Consider the following 15,937-nt stretch of genomic DNA (forward strand, 5'->3'; position numbering starts at 1 on the left):
TTTGGTTTCAGATTGGGGGAGGATTGCTCTCCCCGCTTTAAGCATAACAAATCGCGCCGGATTTGTAAAGCCAAATTATCGGGGCGGCGCCACTGTCATAGTATGCCGCCCATGCGAATTATCATACCAGCAGGAACGCAAGAAATAAAGCCTTGACTTTGCCTTTTATTTCTGCTATAGTAATACAGGTAACAAAGAAGAAGGCCGCGTCCTCACCCGCAGCGCTTGAGCAAACGGGTCAATCATTCTGCAAAGCCGCAGGGCAGCTTTGCGCTTTTGTGATGGAGGACGACCGTAAAGGGCCGGTCCTTTTTTCTTTTTGTATTTTAATCCGTTTTTGTTTGGAGGTGCTTACCAATCAGCAGCATGGAACATCAGATCAATGAAGAGATCCGCGACAAGGAAGTCCGCCTGATCAGCGACGACGGCGAACAGCTCGGCATCGTGCCTATCCAGCAGGCGCAGGACATCGCAGTGGAAAAAGGCATGGACCTGGTCAAGATCGCCCCGCAGGCAAAGCCGCCGGTGTGCAAGATCATGGACTACGGCAAATTCCGCTTTGAACAGGCCAAGCGGGAAAAGGAAGCAAGAAAAAATCAGCGTGTCGTGGAGATCAAAGAGATTCGCCTGACCCCCAATATCGATGTCGGCGACCTGAATACCAAGGTGAAAAATGCCTGCCGCTTCCTGAAGGACGGCGACAAGGTCAAGGTTTCGGTCCGCTTCCGCGGCCGTGAGGTCACCCATGCGTCGCTCGGTCAGGACCTGCTCCATCGCTTCGCGGAGCTGTGCGCGGAATGCAGCACGGTGGAAAAGCAGCCCAAGCTCGAAGGCCGTCAGATGCTTATGTTCCTGGCGCCCGCAAAAGACAAGTAAACCAAAAAGCGCGTTTTCAGCGCAAATTCAGAGAGGAGCAAACCCTTATGCCTAAGATCAAAACGCACAGCGGTGCAAAGAAAAGATTTTCCGTCACCAAGAACGGTAAATTCAAGCGCGGCCATGTTGGTAAGCGCCATCTGCTCAACGGCCACGGAAAGACCACCAAGCTCAAGCGCCACCTCCGCAAGGAAGGCTTTGCGGATTCCACCAATGTGGCGCAGCTCAAGCGTCTGCTGCCGTATAAGTAAGTAAAATCATATCTTTCATATAGGAGGCAATCACAATGGCAAGAGTTAAGGGCGCGATGATGACGCGCAAAAGAAGAAAGAAGATCCTCAAGCGTGCCAAGGGCTACTGGGGTGCGAAATCCACCCATTACCGCGTAGCCAACCAGGCGGTTATGAAGAGCCTGAAGTACGCGTATATCGGCCGCAAGCACAAGAAGCGCGACTTCCGCCGCCTGTGGATCACCCGTATTTCGGCTGCCGCCAAGTCCTGCGGCATGAATTACAGCCGCTTTATGAACGGCCTCAAGAAAGCCGGCATCGACCTCAACCGTAAGATGCTCGCGGACCTTGCGGTCAACGACAAGGCTGCGTTCGCCGCGCTGGCGGAAAAGGCGAAGGCGGCGCTTTGATCCCCAAAGGGTCGGAAGGCTCTGCGGAAACCGCTTGCTGTTTGTGAAAAAGGCCGTTTTACGGCCTTTTTCTTTTTTGGCGGCCGCGCGGCTGCGGCGGGGAACGGTGCGGCGTGTCGAAAAAATTGTTACATTTGTGTAACTTTACAGGAATTTTATTTGATTTTTTTGCATAATATGTTATACTGGATAACAGATAAATCAATAAGAGGAGGTGCAAAGGCTGATGAGACATATCCGAATCCCGCAAAAGCCCGACCGGCCGGACATCGATGATTTGATTTTCGGTGATGAGCATGAGACGCAAAGCGAAAAGTAAAACGCTTTATGGATTGGTCCACGCAGGGCGCGCATCGGGATTGAAATGCGGCCGCGTGGTTTTTTTATATTTATTTCCCGGCAATAAAAACAGGGGAGTTCCATTCTGAATATGAAAAACGCGTCTCAAAAGAAGTGATGCCCGAAGCGGTTTTCCGTTTCGGGCATTTTGTTTGTTCAATTTTCCGCCGGAATGGCCGCGCGCAGGTGGTCGAGCGCAGCCTGGAAGCGCGGCTCGTCCCGCAGGGGCGCGTACCGCTCGTCCTCCTCGATAGCACGGAGCGTCAGGCGGTGTGTTTCAATAATATCGTTCCTTGTAGGGACATGCGTCTGCACCGCGGCAAAAAACGGGTTATCACGGTAATCGAGCGTATAGGCAAGGCGCGTGTCGATATACTGCTCGAACAGGTCAAGCGCCTGCGCCTGGTCGCCCTCATCCTGCGCGAGCATGATGCCGAGCAGCAGGCCGTTCGACCGGTCAAGTCCGAACAGAGCATCGACCGCGCGGTAGGCGTCAACCAGACGGTGGGCGGCGGCAAACGCCTTTTGCCGGCGGGCGATGGTGGTCAGGCTCATCAGCGCGGTTGATACCTCGCCCACATGGGTCAGCAGCGCGCGGCGCGCAAGCTGCTCTGCCTCGGTCAGCTTTTCCTGTGCCAGGTAAAGGGACAGGCGCAGCTCATCCGAATCGATGCCCTGCTTTGGCGGCAGGCTGTCGATCAGCGCCTCGGCCTCTTCATAACGGCCCAGCATGGTGAGCATGCTGATGCGCAGGGAGCGGGAAACCTGCTTTTCGCCGGTTTCCTCGGATTGCTGTTCCCCCTGCTCAAACAGGGCGAGGCATCGCTCCGTAATATCGGACGCCGTCTGTTCCGTATCCTCCGCACGGTTGAGGGCTGCGGCGATGTAACGATAATACAGCGCGCCTGCGAGCAGTTTGATCGAGCCGCTGTGCGGGTATTCGCGCAGTACCGCCTCGACCGCCCGCACGCCCGCGTCAAAGCCCTGGTCGTCAAATACCTGATGCAGCCGGCTGGAAATGGCAAGCTGCTCCTCGCGCGCAGGGTCGCGGCGGAAATCGAGAAGTGCGTCCACGGACAGGCCGAGCGCGCGGGCCAGCGGCGGCAGCAGCGTGATATCCGGATAGCTTGCGCAGGTTTCCCACTTGCTGACTGCGGCGGCGGACACGCCTACCATGTCAGCGAGCGTTTCCTGCGTCATCCCTTTTTCGCGGCGTGTTTGCATAATGATTTTTCCAATTTGCAGTTCCATCAAGAAAACCAGCTCTCTAAAATAGGATCAAAGGGCTCTTTGTCATGCCTATCGTATCATATGACGCGCCGCCGCACAATGGAGGCGAAGTTTAACCAACGGTTGGATTATTCAACCGCTGGTTAAGCTGTGGCGCAGGCATGGGCGCCGAAGCGGGAAGGGGGACAGCTGTGTTACAGGCGAAGCCCCTTGACATCCTTGATGCGGGACAAGATAACGTGTGTTTTCACGCTGACCGTACCGTCCAGACGGTCGATTTCGTTCCGGATGAACGTATCAAGCTCGTCCTGCGAGGCGGCGACAGCATGCACATGCAGGCAGCAATTGCCGCTCATGCGGTAGATCTGGGTGACGGTGCCGCACTGATAAAGCCGGTCGATCACGGCGTTCAGTGCGTCGGGAGCCGTTTCGATCTCAAAGTAGCAGGATACAGCGCCGCTGATTTTCTGCGGGTTGATGATGGTCGTGTATTCCTCGATGATCCCCTTTTTCTCCAGCGCGTCGATCCGGCCTTTCACCGCGACGCGCGAAAGGCCGACCAGCTCGCCGATCTCGGAATAGGAATAGCGAGCGTTCTGTGTGAGCAGGGTGAGGATCTTTTGGTCGAGGGCGTCCAGACAGTCCAGATACATGGGGAAGCCTCCTTTTCAGGGTTGGATGATATAAGATAGTATAACACAGGGAAGGAACAAATAGAAATATATGATTGACGAATTAATAAAATATTGCTACTATAGTATTGCATAAAGAAAGATAATAATTACGTTTAGAAAAAGGTGGACGTATGCGAGGCGATTTGACAGAGGGCGATATCACCAAAAAGCTGTTGCTGTTCGCCCTGCCGCTGATGGCGGGCAACCTGCTACAGCAGATGTATAACGTGGCGGATACGCTGATCGTGGGCCGCTTTCTGGGTGCGGACGCGCTGGCGGCGGTCGGTTCGTCGTATACGCTGATGGTGTTCCTGACCTCTATCCTGCTCGGGCTGTGTATGGGGAGCAGCGCGTTTTTCTCCATCCAGTTTGGGCGGAAGGATATGGAGCGGCTCCGGACCAGCTTCGCTCTGTCGTTCCTGCTGATCGGTGCGGCGGCGCTGCTGCTCAACCTCCTCTCGTTTGCCGGGCTGGACTGGATCATCCGCGCCCTGCAGGTGCCGCGGGAAGTTGTCAGACTGATGCGGGAATACCTGTTCTGCATCTTTTTCGGCATTCCGGCGACCTTTCTTTATAATTACTTTGCCAATCTGCTGCGCGCGGTCGGGGATTCGGTCACGCCGCTGCTGTTTTTGGGTGTTGCAGCGGTGATGAACATTGCGCTCGATCTGGTGTTCGTGATTGTTTTTCGCTGGGGCGTGGCGGGCGCGGCGGCTGCGACCGTCCTGTCGCAGTATGCGTCCGGCCTGGGGATATTGCTGTATTACCTGCTCCGCTTTCCGGAGCTGCGGGTCGCGCGGCGGCATATCCGCTGGGACGGCGGTATCGTCCGTGAGATCGCGGGCCTGTCGGTGCTGACCTGCGTGCAGCAATCCATTATGAACCTCGGCATCCTGATGGTGCAGGGCTTGGTCAACAGCTTCGGCAAGGTGGTGATGGCGGCGTTTGCCGCCGCGGTCAAGATCGATTCGTTCGCCTATATGCCGGTACAGGATTTCGGCAATGCGTTTTCCACCTTTATCGCCCAGAATTACGGCGCGGGAAAGGCGGAGCGGATCCGGCGCGGGATAAAAAGCGCGGCGCTGTCCGCGTTCGCGTTCTGCGCGGCCATCAGCCTTGCGGTATGCGCGCTGGCCCGTCCGCTCATGGGGCTGTTTGTCGACGCTGGGGACACAGCGATCATCGAGGCCGGCGTGGGCTACCTGCGGATTGAGGGGGCGTTCTATTTTGGTATCGGCCTGTTGTTCCTGCTGTATGGCTTTTATAGGGCGGTCAAGATGCCCGGGATGTCAGTGGTGCTGACGGTATTCTCGCTGGGTACGCGTGTGGCATTGGCTTACGCGTTGTCGGCTGTCCCTGCGCTGGGCGTGACCGGCATCTGGATGTCGGTGCCAATCGGCTGGGCGCTGGCCGATGCGGTGGGCGTGCTGTATTACTACAGAAACCGGACGAGCATCCTTGCCGGGGGATAGGGCGGGATGAAACACGGGAGGGCGGCATTATGCCGCCCTCCCGTGTTATTTATCGTCCGAAATAGCTGAAATGCATGTAGTCGCGCTTGCTCGACCAGGCGTTCCCACCCCATGAAAAGCCGTATTTCGTAAAAGCGTTGTATACATCCCCGCCCTCTGGGATGGAGTAGGGGTCCTCGTAGGGCGACCAGTGCGTGCCGGTGGTCGGGGTGAGCGAGCCGTCCGCGTTGATGGTAGCCTCCATGTTTTCCTCCCAGTTGATATCGATCGCGGTACCCTGCGAATGCTCGCCCGTGCGCCAGGAATAGCAGCCGACATTTTTGATCGGGAACTGCTCGTCGCCGTTATAAATTTCCTCAAAGATTGCCTCGTAAATCGGGGCGAGCGACTGATTGACCTCGATATACGCGGTGCTGGAGGTCTTGCTCCCGTCGGCCTGGAGCCGCCAGACCGGAACCGAGATCTCCACCATGTGCGCCTCGGCCTCCTCGGCGGTCTGATACTTTTCACCGCCCACACCGTAGACGAGCATCATTTTGTCCGTTTCCGTGGAGGGGAACATAAGGTCAGGATCGAGCCAGTAGTCAGGGACCGAAACAGCGCCCTCCTCGTCGGAGGGCTCCGCTTCAGGCTCCTGGTCCTCAAAGGCCTGGCAAAAGCGCTCCGCCATGATAAGGGCCTGCTCGCGTGTCGCCGTGCCGTTAGGCGCTAACAGCGTAGCCTCGTCCGCGGCGGAAATGCCGTTTACGATTGTATAATCGACCATGGTAATCATGGCGTTGACCGCATAATCGCTGATTTGCGGAACGTCGGGATAATCCTCCACGCAGGCATCGCCCGCGATGGCGGGGGCGTCGATGCCGGCGGCGTCCAGGATATTATACAGCATCACACAGAGGTCCTGCCGCTTGATGCTGGCGTCCGGATCGAAAATGCCGTCGCCGCGGCCGCTTACCAGGCCGAGCTCATATGCCGCGACCACATTGGGGTCGTCACAGTCGCGGAACGGCTTTTTGGCTGAAGCGAACACCGCCTTGCCGCTCACCGCCTTATAAGCGTTTACGGCAATGCCGCAGAATTCCGCGCGGGTGATCTCGGCCTTTGCGTTGAGCGCTTCGAGCGCGCTGGGCATCAGGCCGGCAGCCTGCGCGGCTGCGACGCCCTCCTCCGCCCAGGAGGAAATATTGGAAAGCGCGCCGGCCTGCTGGACGAACAACGCCGCTGTCAACGCCAACGCACCCGCCCGGCGGGCAAAGGGATGGGACATAGGGAAAGACCTCCTTGCGTCTCAATAAAGAGAATTAGGATATTTTATGGAATAGTTAACCGCAAAAACCTGGGAAAAACCGTTGAAAAAGGAATTTATTCACAATACACACAGGCTTTTCCACAACCCGCCGCGCGGAAGTGGGTCAATCGGCGGCCGCACGGTCGAGCGTGCGGTACTGTAGGGCCTCGGCAAGATGCTCGGACTGGATGGACGCGCTGCCGGCCAGATCAGCGACCGTTCTCGCCACGCGCAGCACACGGTCGTGCGCGCGGGCGGTGAGGCCGAGCCGCTCAAACGCCGCCGCGAATATGCGGGAAGCGTCGTCGGACAGGACACAGTACAGCGCCAATTGCGCGGGCGGTATTCTGGCGTTGCAGATACCGTCGCCCTGCCGCTGGTACTGGACCACGCGGGCGGCGCACACGCGGTCGCGGATCGCCGCCGAAGGCTCCTCGGCAGCCCGTCCGCGGGCAGCCAGCGCCGCATATTCGACAGGCTGTACCGCGATCTGCAGGTCGATGCGGTCGAGCAGAGGGCCGGACAGCCGCCGCAGGTACTGCTGCACGGAAGCGGGCGAGCAAGTGCAGCGGCCGCTTCCATACCAGCCGCATTTGCAGGGATTCATAGCTGCGATTAATTGAAAATGCGCCGGATAAGTGACCTGCCCGGCAACGCGGGAGATCGTGATTTTTCCGTCTTCGAGCGGCTGGCGCAGGGTTTCGAGTACATCGCGGTGAAACTCGGGCAGCTCGTCCAGAAATAATACCCCATGGTGGGCCAGCGTGACTTCGCCGGGGACAGGGAGCCGCCCGCCGGCACCCGCGCCGCCCGCGACCGCGTTTGCGGAGGAGTTATGGTGCGGCGCGCGGAACGGCCGCTCCGCGCGGCCAACCGCTTCCTGGCCGCGGCCGACCGCCGACCAGACGCGGATGACCTCCAGCCGCTCCGCATCGGACAGAGGCGGCAGGATGGTGGGGAAGCATTTTGCCATCATGCTCTTGCCCGACCCGGGCGGGCCGGAGAGAATAATATTGTGTCCGCCCGCAGCGGCGATCTCGAGCGCGCGCTTGACCGCGTGCTGCCCCATGACGTGCGAGAAATCGAGGGGCGCGCTGCACGGCGGCGGCGCGGCAGGCGGGAGACAGGGAGAAAGCGGGCGGCGCCCGTTCAGGTGGGCGAGCAGGTCGTCCAGGCCGGCCGCCGGCAGCACGGTGACGCCGGCGGCATAGGCGGCCTCGGCCGCGTTCTGCTGTGGGACAAATACCGTTCGGAAGCCGGCGTCCCGCACGGCGAGCGCCATAGAAAGTGCGCCGCACACCGGACGCAGCTCGCCGGTCAGGGACAACTCGCCGAGAAAGACGGCGTCCTGCGGCAGGGGATCGATCTCGCCCGCGGCCGCAAGGATGGAAAGCAGAATCGGAAGGTCATAGGCGGCGCCGGCCTTTTTGGTATCCGCGGGAGCGAGGTTGACCGTCAGGCGGGAAACCGGCCAGTCGAAGCCGCGGGATTTGACTGCGGCGCGCACACGCTCCCCAGCTTCGCTGACCGCGCCGGTCGGCAGGCCAACGATATCCAAACGGGGCAGGCCGCTGGACAGAAAGCATTCGGCCGTGACGATATATCCATCGATGCCACGCAGGCCGGCTGAGAAGACACGCGATACCATGTTAAGCCCCTCCGAAACGCCAATTCTTACCGCTAATACTATACTACAAAATGTCAAATTCCGCAATGCAAAACGTCAAATGCAAACTAAATGTAATATTTATGGTACAAAAAGAGCAATTTGTTTCACGATATGAAATCGGTTCCGAAAAAGCGGAAATCGTTATGAATTTGTCATATTGGGTGTTTACAATTGGAGGGAGGAGTGCTAAAATAAATACGGTTGGTGAAGATCGCTTTTTCGGCGCAAAACTGGTGCGGAAAGGTCCTTTTTCACCCCTTCAGCATGTTATAACTGAATAGGAGGATATAAACATGGCAAGAAAGATGAAGTCCATGGACGGTAACACTGCGGCCGCGCACGTGTCGTATGCGTTTACCGAGGTCGCGGGTATCTATCCGATTACCCCGTCCAGCCCCATGGCAGACAGCGTTGACCAGTGGGCAGCCGCAGGTCAGAAGAACATTTTCGGTACAACCGTCAAGGTGATCGAAATGCAGTCCGAGGCGGGTGCTGCGGGTACGGTACACGGCTCCCTTGCGGCCGGTGCGCTGACCACCACCTACACCGCGTCTCAGGGCCTGTTGCTGATGATCCCGAATATGTACAAGATCGCGGGCGAACTGCTTCCCTGTGTCTTCCATGTTTCGGCGCGTACGGTTGCGTCCCATGCGCTGAACATCTTTGGCGACCATTCCGACGTTATGGCCTGCCGCCAGACCGGTTTCGCCATGCTGGCTGAAACCAACCCGCAGGAAGTGATGGATCTGGGCGCGGTCGCGCACCTGGCGACCATCAAGTCCCGCGTTCCGTTCATCAACTTCTTTGACGGCTTCCGCACCTCCCACGAGATCCAGAAGATCGAGGTTTGGGACTACGAGGACCTGAAGGAAATGTGCGACATGGACGCTGTCGAGGCGTTCCGCAAGCGCGCCCTCAATCCGGAGCATGCGATGATGCGCGGCTCGCACGAGAACGGCGACGTATTCTTCCAGCACCGCGAGGCCTGCAACAAGTTCTACGACGCTGTTCCGGAGATCGTAGAGGAGTACATGGGCAAGGTCAACGCCAAACTCGGTACTGACTATCAGCTGTTCAACTACTACGGCGCTGCCGACGCTGACCGCGTGATTATCGCGATGGGTTCGATCTGCGACGTGGCGGAGGAAGTGATCGATTACCTGAACGCGCACGGCGAAAAGGTCGGTCTTGTCAAGGTCCGTCTGTACCGCCCGTGGCGCGCGGACAAGCTGCTGGCCGCGATTCCGTCTACCGCTAAGAAGCTCGCGGTCCTCGACCGCACCAAGGAGCCCGGCGCGCAGGGCGAGCCGCTCTACCTCGATGTCGTCACCGCGCTGGCGAACGCCGGCATCACCGATAAGGTCGTTATCGGCGGCCGATACGGTCTCGGCTCCAAGGACACGCCTCCGGCGTCCGTCTTTGCCGTATACGAGGAACTGACCAAGGCCGAGCCCAAGCCCCAGTTCACCATCGGCATCACCGACGACGTTACCTACCTGTCCCTCGAGGAGAAGCCGGCGCCGAACACCGCGGCGGAAGGCACCATCGAGTGCAAGTTCTGGGGTCTCGGCGGCGACGGTACGGTCGGCGCAAACAAGAACTCTATCAAGATCATCGGCGACCATACCGACAAGTATGTTCAGGCGTACTTCCAGTACGACTCCAAGAAGACCGGCGGCGTGACCATTTCGCACCTGCGCTTTGGCGACAAGCCGATCAAGTCTCCTTACTATATCAACAAGGCGGACTTCGTTGCCTGCCATAATCCTTCCTATATCGTTAAGGGCTTCCCGATGGTCCGCGACGTCAAGCCGGGCGGTATCTTCATGATCAACTGCCAGTGGACCGACGAAGAGCTTGACCACCACATGCCGGCTGTTGCCAAGCGCTATATTGCTTCCAACAACATCCAGCTTTACACGATCAACGCGATCGACAAGGCGATCGAGATCGGCATGGGCAAGCGCACCAACACCATCCTGCAGTCCGCGTTCTTCACGCTGGCCAAGGTTATGCCGCAGGAAGAAGCGATTGGCTACATGAAGGATGCCGCTACCAAGTCCTACCTGAAGAAAGGCCAGGATATCGTCGATATGAACCACAAGGCGATCGACGTTGGCGCGACCGCGTTCCACAAGGTCGAGATTCCGGCGTCCTGGGCGAATGCCGCGGACGAAGCGGACAACCGCGACCTGCAGGGCCGTCCGGAAGTCGTCAAGATGGTCAAGGACGTTATGGAGCCCATCGGCCGCATGGACGGCGACTCTCTGCCGGTATCCGCTTTCGCCGGCGAGCATGTTGACGGTTCGTTCGAGCACGGCGCTGCCGCTTACGAGAAGCGCGGCGTAGCCGTTACCGTTCCGACCTGGAACGCCGAGACCTGCGTACAGTGCAACCAGTGCGCTTATGTCTGCCCGCACGCCACCATCCGTCCGTTCGCGCTGACCGAGGAAGAGGCTGCCGCCGCTCCGGCTTCTGCCAAGATCGTGGACATCAAGGCTGGCAAGGGCAAGGGCGTGTACAAGTACACGATGGCTGTTTCCCCGCTCGACTGCATGGGCTGCGGCGTGTGCGTAGGCGTATGCCCGACCAAGTCGCTCACCATGGTTCCGCAGGAGCAGGAAGCTGCCCAGCAGGATGCGTTCGATTACTGCGTAGCCAAGGTTGCCGAGAAGGCCGACATGATCTCGACTGCTTCCGTCAAGGACAGTCAGTTCAAGAAGCCGCTGCTTGAGTTCTCCGGCTCGTGCGCAGGCTGCGCCGAAACCTCTTACGCCCGCCTGATCACCCAGGTCTGCGGCGACCGTATGTATATCTCCAACGCTACTGGATGCTCGTCCATCTGGGGTGGTCCTGCTGCTACCAGCCCGTACACCGTTGACGCGAATGGCCACGGTCCGGCTTGGGCGAACAGCCTGTTCGAGGACAACGCGGAGCACGGCCTCGGCATGTACTATGGCCAGCTCGCCATCCGTGAGCGCCTGATCTCCAAGCTCGAAGAGATGGCTGCGGCGGATGCGACTCCGGCCGAAACCAAGGACGCGATCGCCAAGTTCTTGGAAACCAAGGACAACGGCGCTGCTAACGCGGAGCCGGCCAAGGCTCTGGCCGCTGTGCTTGAGCAGGGCGCGGCTGCCGGCTGCGACGCCTGCAAGGAAATCGTTGCGCATAAGGAATACTTGGCCAAGAAGTCCGTCTGGATCTTCGGCGGCGACGGCTGGGCTTATGATATCGGCTTCGGCGGCTTGGATCATGTCCTCGCTTCCGGCCAGGATGTAAACGTCATGGTATTCGATACCGAGGTTTACTCCAACACCGGCGGTCAGGCCTCCAAGGCGACCAACATCGGCGCGGTTGCGCAGTTCGCGGCGTCCGGCAAGACCACCAAGAAGAAGAGCCTCGCCGAGATCGCGATGAGCTACGGCTATGTATACGTTGCCCAGATCGCTATGGGCGCGAACATGAACCAGACTCTCAAGGCGATTGCGGAAGCGGAAGCCTATCCGGGACCGTCCCTCATCATCGGCTATGCCCCGTGCGAGATGCACTCCATCAAGGGCGGTATGACCAACTGCCAGGCCGAGATGAAGAAGGCTGTCGACTGCGGCTACTGGAACCTGTTCCGCTTCAACCCGCAGCTCGCGGAAGAAGGCAAGAACCCGTTCATCCTGGAGTCCAAGGAGCCCAAGACCGAGGACTACCGCAAGTTCATGATGAACGAAGCTCGCTACTCTGCGCTGACCCGTTCGTTCCCGGATCGCGCCGAGAAGCTGTTCTCCGAATCCGAGGTCGAGTCCACCAAGCGCTATGCACACCTCAAGCGCCTGCAGGACCTGTACGCTCCGGAAGCGTAAGCTACAAAAGAATGACAAAGCCCCTGCGGATATTTATCCGCAGGGGCTTTTGTGTTACAATGGGAAAAAGGGAGGCCGGTATGAAGCAGGGGATCTTCAGGCGCTTGTGCGGCCTACTGCTGGCGGCTGTGGCGGTGTATGGACTGACATTTGGCGCGCTGGCGTTACGAGGCCTGCGCTATGTGGCGCCGGACACGGAAAGCTGGCGGATGCTGCCGTATATCGTACCCGCCGCGCGGTATGAGGAGGAAACGAGCGTTCGGTACCGGCAGGGCATGTAAACGGAGGCGTCCCTTGCTATCCGGTGCTATGACGCGCAGGGGCGCACGATCACCGAAAGCGTTTATGCGGAGGATGGGGCGGAAACCTATCGTGCCGAGATCGTTTATCACGAGATTACCAGACAGCGTACCGAATAAAAAGGAGGATGGAACGATGAAAAGATGGATAGCGGCCGTGCTGACGGCCTGCATGCTGGCGGTTCCGGCGGGGGCCGCGGACCAGCCGAGCGACTGGGCGCTGGAAGCGGTGCAGACCGCGCGCGAGGCGGGGCTGGTGCCGGAAAAGCTGGACAGCGCCTATGACAGGGCGGCGACAAGGGCAGAGTTTTGCGCGCTGGCGGCGGCGGTTTACCGTTCGTGGGAAACTGAAGGGTTGCTGGGTAAAGTGGAAAAGGATACCGTATTGTTCACGGACTGTAAGGAGGGGGATGTGCTGCTATGTGCGTCGGTCGGCATCGTCAATGGAGTGGGAGGCGGAAGGTTCGAGCCGGGCCGATCACTCCAGAGACAGGAGGCGGCCAGTATGCTACACCGGCTGGGCGCGCTGCGGGCAGATTACGACGGCAGCGTGCAGGGCCGTCTGCCGCATGTGTTCGCGGATGGCGCGGATATCGCCTCGTGGGCGCGCAATGATATCAACTGGGTCTACCGCCACGGCATCATGACGGGGACGGGAGGCAATGCGTTTGAGCCGGCGGGAGAGTATACCCGCGAGCAGTCGATCGCAACCATGCTGCGCCTATATGCCGCACAGTATGCGGCCGAGATCCCAAAAGAGCAAGGGGAAGCATACCGTGTCGTAGTGGACTATTCCGGCGCGGGGGTGGGCCGCGTACATATCGAGGATGCAGCCGGTAACCGTCTGCTGACCGATTTTGCGGGTACGGACGGCTATTTTTATGATGCCAGACTGTTGGGTGAATGGGCAAGCCTGCACTGGCAGCCGGATGTGGAAAGCGGATTTGCGTGCGCGTTATGCAACCTGAGAACCGGCGACACATTGGCGGATTATTATGCTGACGGCGTGGACGAGCAGTCGGGTTCGGCATGGGCGTACTCGATGGAAAAAGGCGCGGCGGACAGCCGTATCCTGTATGCGGACGGCACATACAGCACGCAAACCTACCAGTCGGTCACGGGCTGGGCAAACGGCAGGGCGATCGTCCGCGAGGGGGATGCCGTCCGCGCGATCGACCGCGGCGGGAATACCCTCTGGCGCATGAATATTTCGCTCGATCAGGTGCAGGTGTACGGCGGGATCGGCGACCGCCTTGTGATAGAACGCGACGGGGCATACTGCCTGATTACCGATGGCAAGATGGGAACGGTGAGCGAAACGCCGATGCTCCTGAACCGATGGAGCGATACTTATATCGCACAGGACAGCGGGTACTATACGCTGTATGACTTTTCCGGCCGCCGTTTAAGCGAAACCTATGCCAACGCGATGATCGAGACGGGGCAGGACATTTATGCCTGCTGGCTGTCGGACACTGAGTATGCCTATATCCGCTGCACGGAGTACGGAAATCCCCAAACTCTGTTTACGGTTTCCGTCAGCCAGCGGCCGGGGCCTCTGGCGACCGATGGCGCGGGGGTGTATGCCTTGCGGACCGGCGCGCAGACCGTTGCCTGCTTCGACCGTTTTGGGGATACGCTCGGCGCGATCGAAGTGCCGTTCGCAGTCGGGGAAGTGGATTTTGCAGACGGATGCGTCCGTATCAGGGGGGAGGCGCTTGGAACCGCTCAGCAGACCATACTCTTCTTTCCGACCGGAGAGCCGGCCGAATAAACCAAAACGCAAAACAGGAGCAGCAAGAGCTGCTCCTGTTTTGCGTTTTACCGTACGCCCGTCAGGTCCTTGATACATTCGCCCGCGAGGATCATGCCCGCTACCGGCGGCACAAAGGAAACGCTGCCGGGTACGGCGCGCCCCGCAGTGCCCTTCTGCTCGTCCGAGGGCAAGGGCGTGCGTGGTTCCTCCCTGGAGTAGACGACCTTCAGGCGCTTGATGCGGCGTTTTTTGCATTCCAGCCGGATGACCCGCGCGAGCGGGCAGACCGAGGTTTTGTAAATATCCGTAACTTCAAACCGCGTGGGATCGAGCTTGTTGCCTGTTCCCATGGAGCAAATCAACGGCACGCCCAGCCGGTCGCATTCGGCGATCAGATGCAGCTTGGCGGTTACGGTGTCGATCGCGTCGATCACATAGTCGAAGCGGCTGAGGTCGAGCGCGCTGTCCGGCGTATAGAACATGCGGAGCGCATGGACGGTACAGCGCGGGTTGATATCCGCGATGCGCGCGCGCATCGCGTCCACCTTCGGCTGACCGGACGTGGACGCAAGCGCGATAAGCTGGCGGTTGCGGTTGGTGAGCGCAACCGTATCGTTATCGATCAACGTCAGCTCGCCTACGCCGGCGCGCGCGAGCGCTTCGCACGCGAACGAGCCGACACCGCCCACGCCGAACACGGCGACATGGGACGCGGCGAGCGTCTGGATGGCCTGTGCGCCGAGCAGCAGCTCGGCGCGGGAAAATTCATGCAGCATAAAGAAACCTCGTAAACAGTCACGCAGCGGCACAGGACGCGCCGGTGAAAATGAAACGCACCGAGGCCCTCTGGGCGGCCTCGGTGCGGGACGGACAGATCAGCTGCGAGGTTCCGAGGCGGTCAGCTCCGCCTGGACGACCAGCCGCTGTTTGAGAGAGCCGGACGGCGTACCGGTAAACAGGGTGAGCACGGCCTCGCGTCCCTCGACAGGCTCGGTCACCCAGACCTCAGTAGGCTCGACCGTTACCGCCTGGAATACCGTATAGGTATATTGCGTGTCTTGGTCGGCGAGCAGGATGGTATCCCCTTCGCCGAGTAATTCCAAATGACGCATCAAATCGTCGGAGCGGTCGCCCGCGATCACGCAGTTGCCGGACGCACCGGGCAGCGCGCTTCCCGCGAGATGCCCTGCGCCAAGCGCGAGGTCTTTCAGCTCGGTGCCTTCGACCACGTTGTCGGCGGTGCCGAGCTTGGGCAGCTTGATCACGCCAACCTGTAGCGCCTCTTCCGGAGCGGTCGCCGTGCCGTAGGCGTCGCAGTCGGTCAGGTAAACCAGATCCTCCTCGGCGGGGAGGCTTTGCTCAATCCATTGCTCGGAGACCGGCGCAGGATCCGCCGCGATTGTCTCCTTGCCGACCAGCGTACCCCAGGGATAGTTGATGCCCTCGGTCAACAGGCCGAAAGCCGCGATCGCGATACCCGAGATTAACAGGCCGCGTTCGATGGTTGTCTTTGTTTTACGTTCCATGCAAATCACCTAATATGAGAGTATACTGAACGGCGGCGTGTTGTCAACCGCCATGCAGAAAACTGAAAAAACCTGTCCGCGGGACAGGTTTTTGGGTGGAGCGGCTGACGAGGCTCGAACTCGCTACCTCCACCTTGGCAAGGTGGCGCTCTACCAGATGAGCTACAGCCGCATATAAAATGGTGCCTCCGGGCGGAATCGAACCACCGACACGGGGATTTTCAGTCCCCTGCTCTACCGACTGAGCTACAGAGGCGTTTCGCAATGTGCTTGTTAAGTATAGTCGATTTTTGCGGAAAAGTCAACCATAAATT

At 59.3% G+C, this 15,937-nt stretch carries 13 protein-coding genes and 2 tRNA genes; 7 read left to right on the forward strand and 8 right to left on the reverse strand.

Features of this window, described 5'->3' with window-relative positions:
- Positions 1 to 366 precede the first annotated feature (366 nt).
- The 3 genes from infC to rplT are packed head-to-tail and all read left to right on the forward strand — an operon-like array spanning position 367 to position 1,516.
- On the forward strand, positions 367 to 876 hold the full coding sequence (gene infC / locus OCV66_RS11145) for a translation initiation factor IF-3 (protein ID WP_054327618.1): 510 nt from the start codon (positions 367 to 369) through the stop codon (positions 874 to 876).
- A 47-nt stretch (positions 877 to 923) separates the two neighbouring features.
- A complete protein-coding gene (rpmI, locus tag OCV66_RS11150; RefSeq protein ID WP_054327617.1) occupies positions 924 to 1,127 on the forward strand; it encodes a 50S ribosomal protein L35 in 204 nt (67 codons plus the stop codon).
- A gap of 35 nt (positions 1,128 to 1,162) precedes the next feature.
- On the forward strand, positions 1,163 to 1,516 hold the full coding sequence (gene rplT / locus OCV66_RS11155) for a 50S ribosomal protein L20 (RefSeq protein WP_054327616.1): 354 nt from the start codon (positions 1,163 to 1,165) through the stop codon (positions 1,514 to 1,516).
- A 495-nt stretch (positions 1,517 to 2,011) separates the two neighbouring features.
- Here rplT and OCV66_RS11160 read toward each other — a convergent pair whose 3' ends face one another.
- Entirely contained in the window at positions 2,012 to 3,106 is a 1,095-nt protein-coding gene (locus OCV66_RS11160) for a helix-turn-helix domain-containing protein (RefSeq protein WP_054327615.1), read from the reverse strand.
- 173 nt (positions 3,107 to 3,279) lie between these two features.
- Entirely contained in the window at positions 3,280 to 3,738 is a 459-nt protein-coding gene (locus OCV66_RS11165) for an Lrp/AsnC family transcriptional regulator (RefSeq protein WP_054327614.1), read from the reverse strand.
- A 152-nt stretch (positions 3,739 to 3,890) separates the two neighbouring features.
- On the opposite strand from OCV66_RS11165, the gene OCV66_RS11170 reads away from it, so the two are divergent.
- Positions 3,891 to 5,231, forward strand: a complete 1,341-nt coding sequence (locus OCV66_RS11170; protein WP_054327613.1) for an MATE family efflux transporter — start codon at positions 3,891 to 3,893, stop codon at positions 5,229 to 5,231.
- Positions 5,232 to 5,280: 49 nt separating this feature from the next.
- Here the strand turns inward: OCV66_RS11170 and OCV66_RS11175 are convergent, their stop codons facing one another.
- Together OCV66_RS11175 and OCV66_RS11180 are read right to left on the reverse strand one after the other, a co-directional pair.
- The gene (locus OCV66_RS11175) at positions 5,281 to 6,498 is read right to left on the reverse strand and encodes a M15 family metallopeptidase (RefSeq protein ID WP_107631925.1); all 1,218 of its coding nucleotides are present in this window, start codon (positions 6,496 to 6,498) and stop codon (positions 5,281 to 5,283) included.
- Positions 6,499 to 6,643: 145 nt separating this feature from the next.
- Positions 6,644 to 8,167, reverse strand: a complete 1,524-nt coding sequence (locus OCV66_RS11180) for a YifB family Mg chelatase-like AAA ATPase (protein ID WP_054327610.1) — start codon at positions 8,165 to 8,167, stop codon at positions 6,644 to 6,646.
- Between the two features lie 314 nt (positions 8,168 to 8,481).
- Between OCV66_RS11180 and nifJ the strand changes: the two genes are divergently transcribed.
- From nifJ to OCV66_RS11195, 3 genes are all read left to right on the forward strand, one after another.
- Positions 8,482 to 12,042 (forward strand): pyruvate:ferredoxin (flavodoxin) oxidoreductase, encoded by a 3,561-nt coding sequence (nifJ, locus tag OCV66_RS11185; RefSeq protein WP_147574292.1) that lies wholly within the window; start codon positions 8,482 to 8,484, stop codon positions 12,040 to 12,042.
- Positions 12,043 to 12,122: 80 nt separating this feature from the next.
- Positions 12,123 to 12,323, forward strand: coding sequence for a hypothetical protein (locus OCV66_RS11190; RefSeq protein WP_054327609.1), 201 nt, complete (start codon positions 12,123 to 12,125; stop codon positions 12,321 to 12,323).
- A 154-nt stretch (positions 12,324 to 12,477) separates the two neighbouring features.
- The gene (locus tag OCV66_RS11195) at positions 12,478 to 14,115 is read left to right on the forward strand and encodes an S-layer homology domain-containing protein (protein WP_054327608.1); all 1,638 of its coding nucleotides are present in this window, start codon (positions 12,478 to 12,480) and stop codon (positions 14,113 to 14,115) included.
- A gap of 47 nt (positions 14,116 to 14,162) precedes the next feature.
- Here the strand turns inward: OCV66_RS11195 and OCV66_RS11200 are convergent, their stop codons facing one another.
- The 4 genes from OCV66_RS11200 to OCV66_RS11215 all read right to left on the reverse strand — a co-directional run bounded on the left by OCV66_RS11200 (position 14,163) and on the right by OCV66_RS11215 (position 15,879).
- Positions 14,163 to 14,873: a tRNA threonylcarbamoyladenosine dehydratase gene (locus OCV66_RS11200; protein ID WP_054327607.1), complete on the reverse strand. Its 711-nt coding sequence runs from the start codon at positions 14,871 to 14,873 to the stop codon at positions 14,163 to 14,165.
- Positions 14,874 to 14,972: 99 nt separating this feature from the next.
- Positions 14,973 to 15,623, reverse strand: a complete 651-nt coding sequence (locus OCV66_RS11205; RefSeq protein ID WP_054327606.1) for a sortase — start codon at positions 15,621 to 15,623, stop codon at positions 14,973 to 14,975.
- 96 nt (positions 15,624 to 15,719) lie between these two features.
- Positions 15,720 to 15,795, reverse strand: a tRNA-Gly gene (locus OCV66_RS11210).
- Positions 15,796 to 15,803: 8 nt separating this feature from the next.
- Positions 15,804 to 15,879 (reverse strand) — tRNA-Phe (locus OCV66_RS11215).
- Positions 15,880 to 15,937: the final 58 nt, after the last annotated feature.

Source organism: Agathobaculum ammoniilyticum, from assembly GCF_025567315.1.
GTDB lineage: Bacteria > Bacillota > Clostridia > Oscillospirales > Butyricicoccaceae > Agathobaculum > Agathobaculum ammoniilyticum.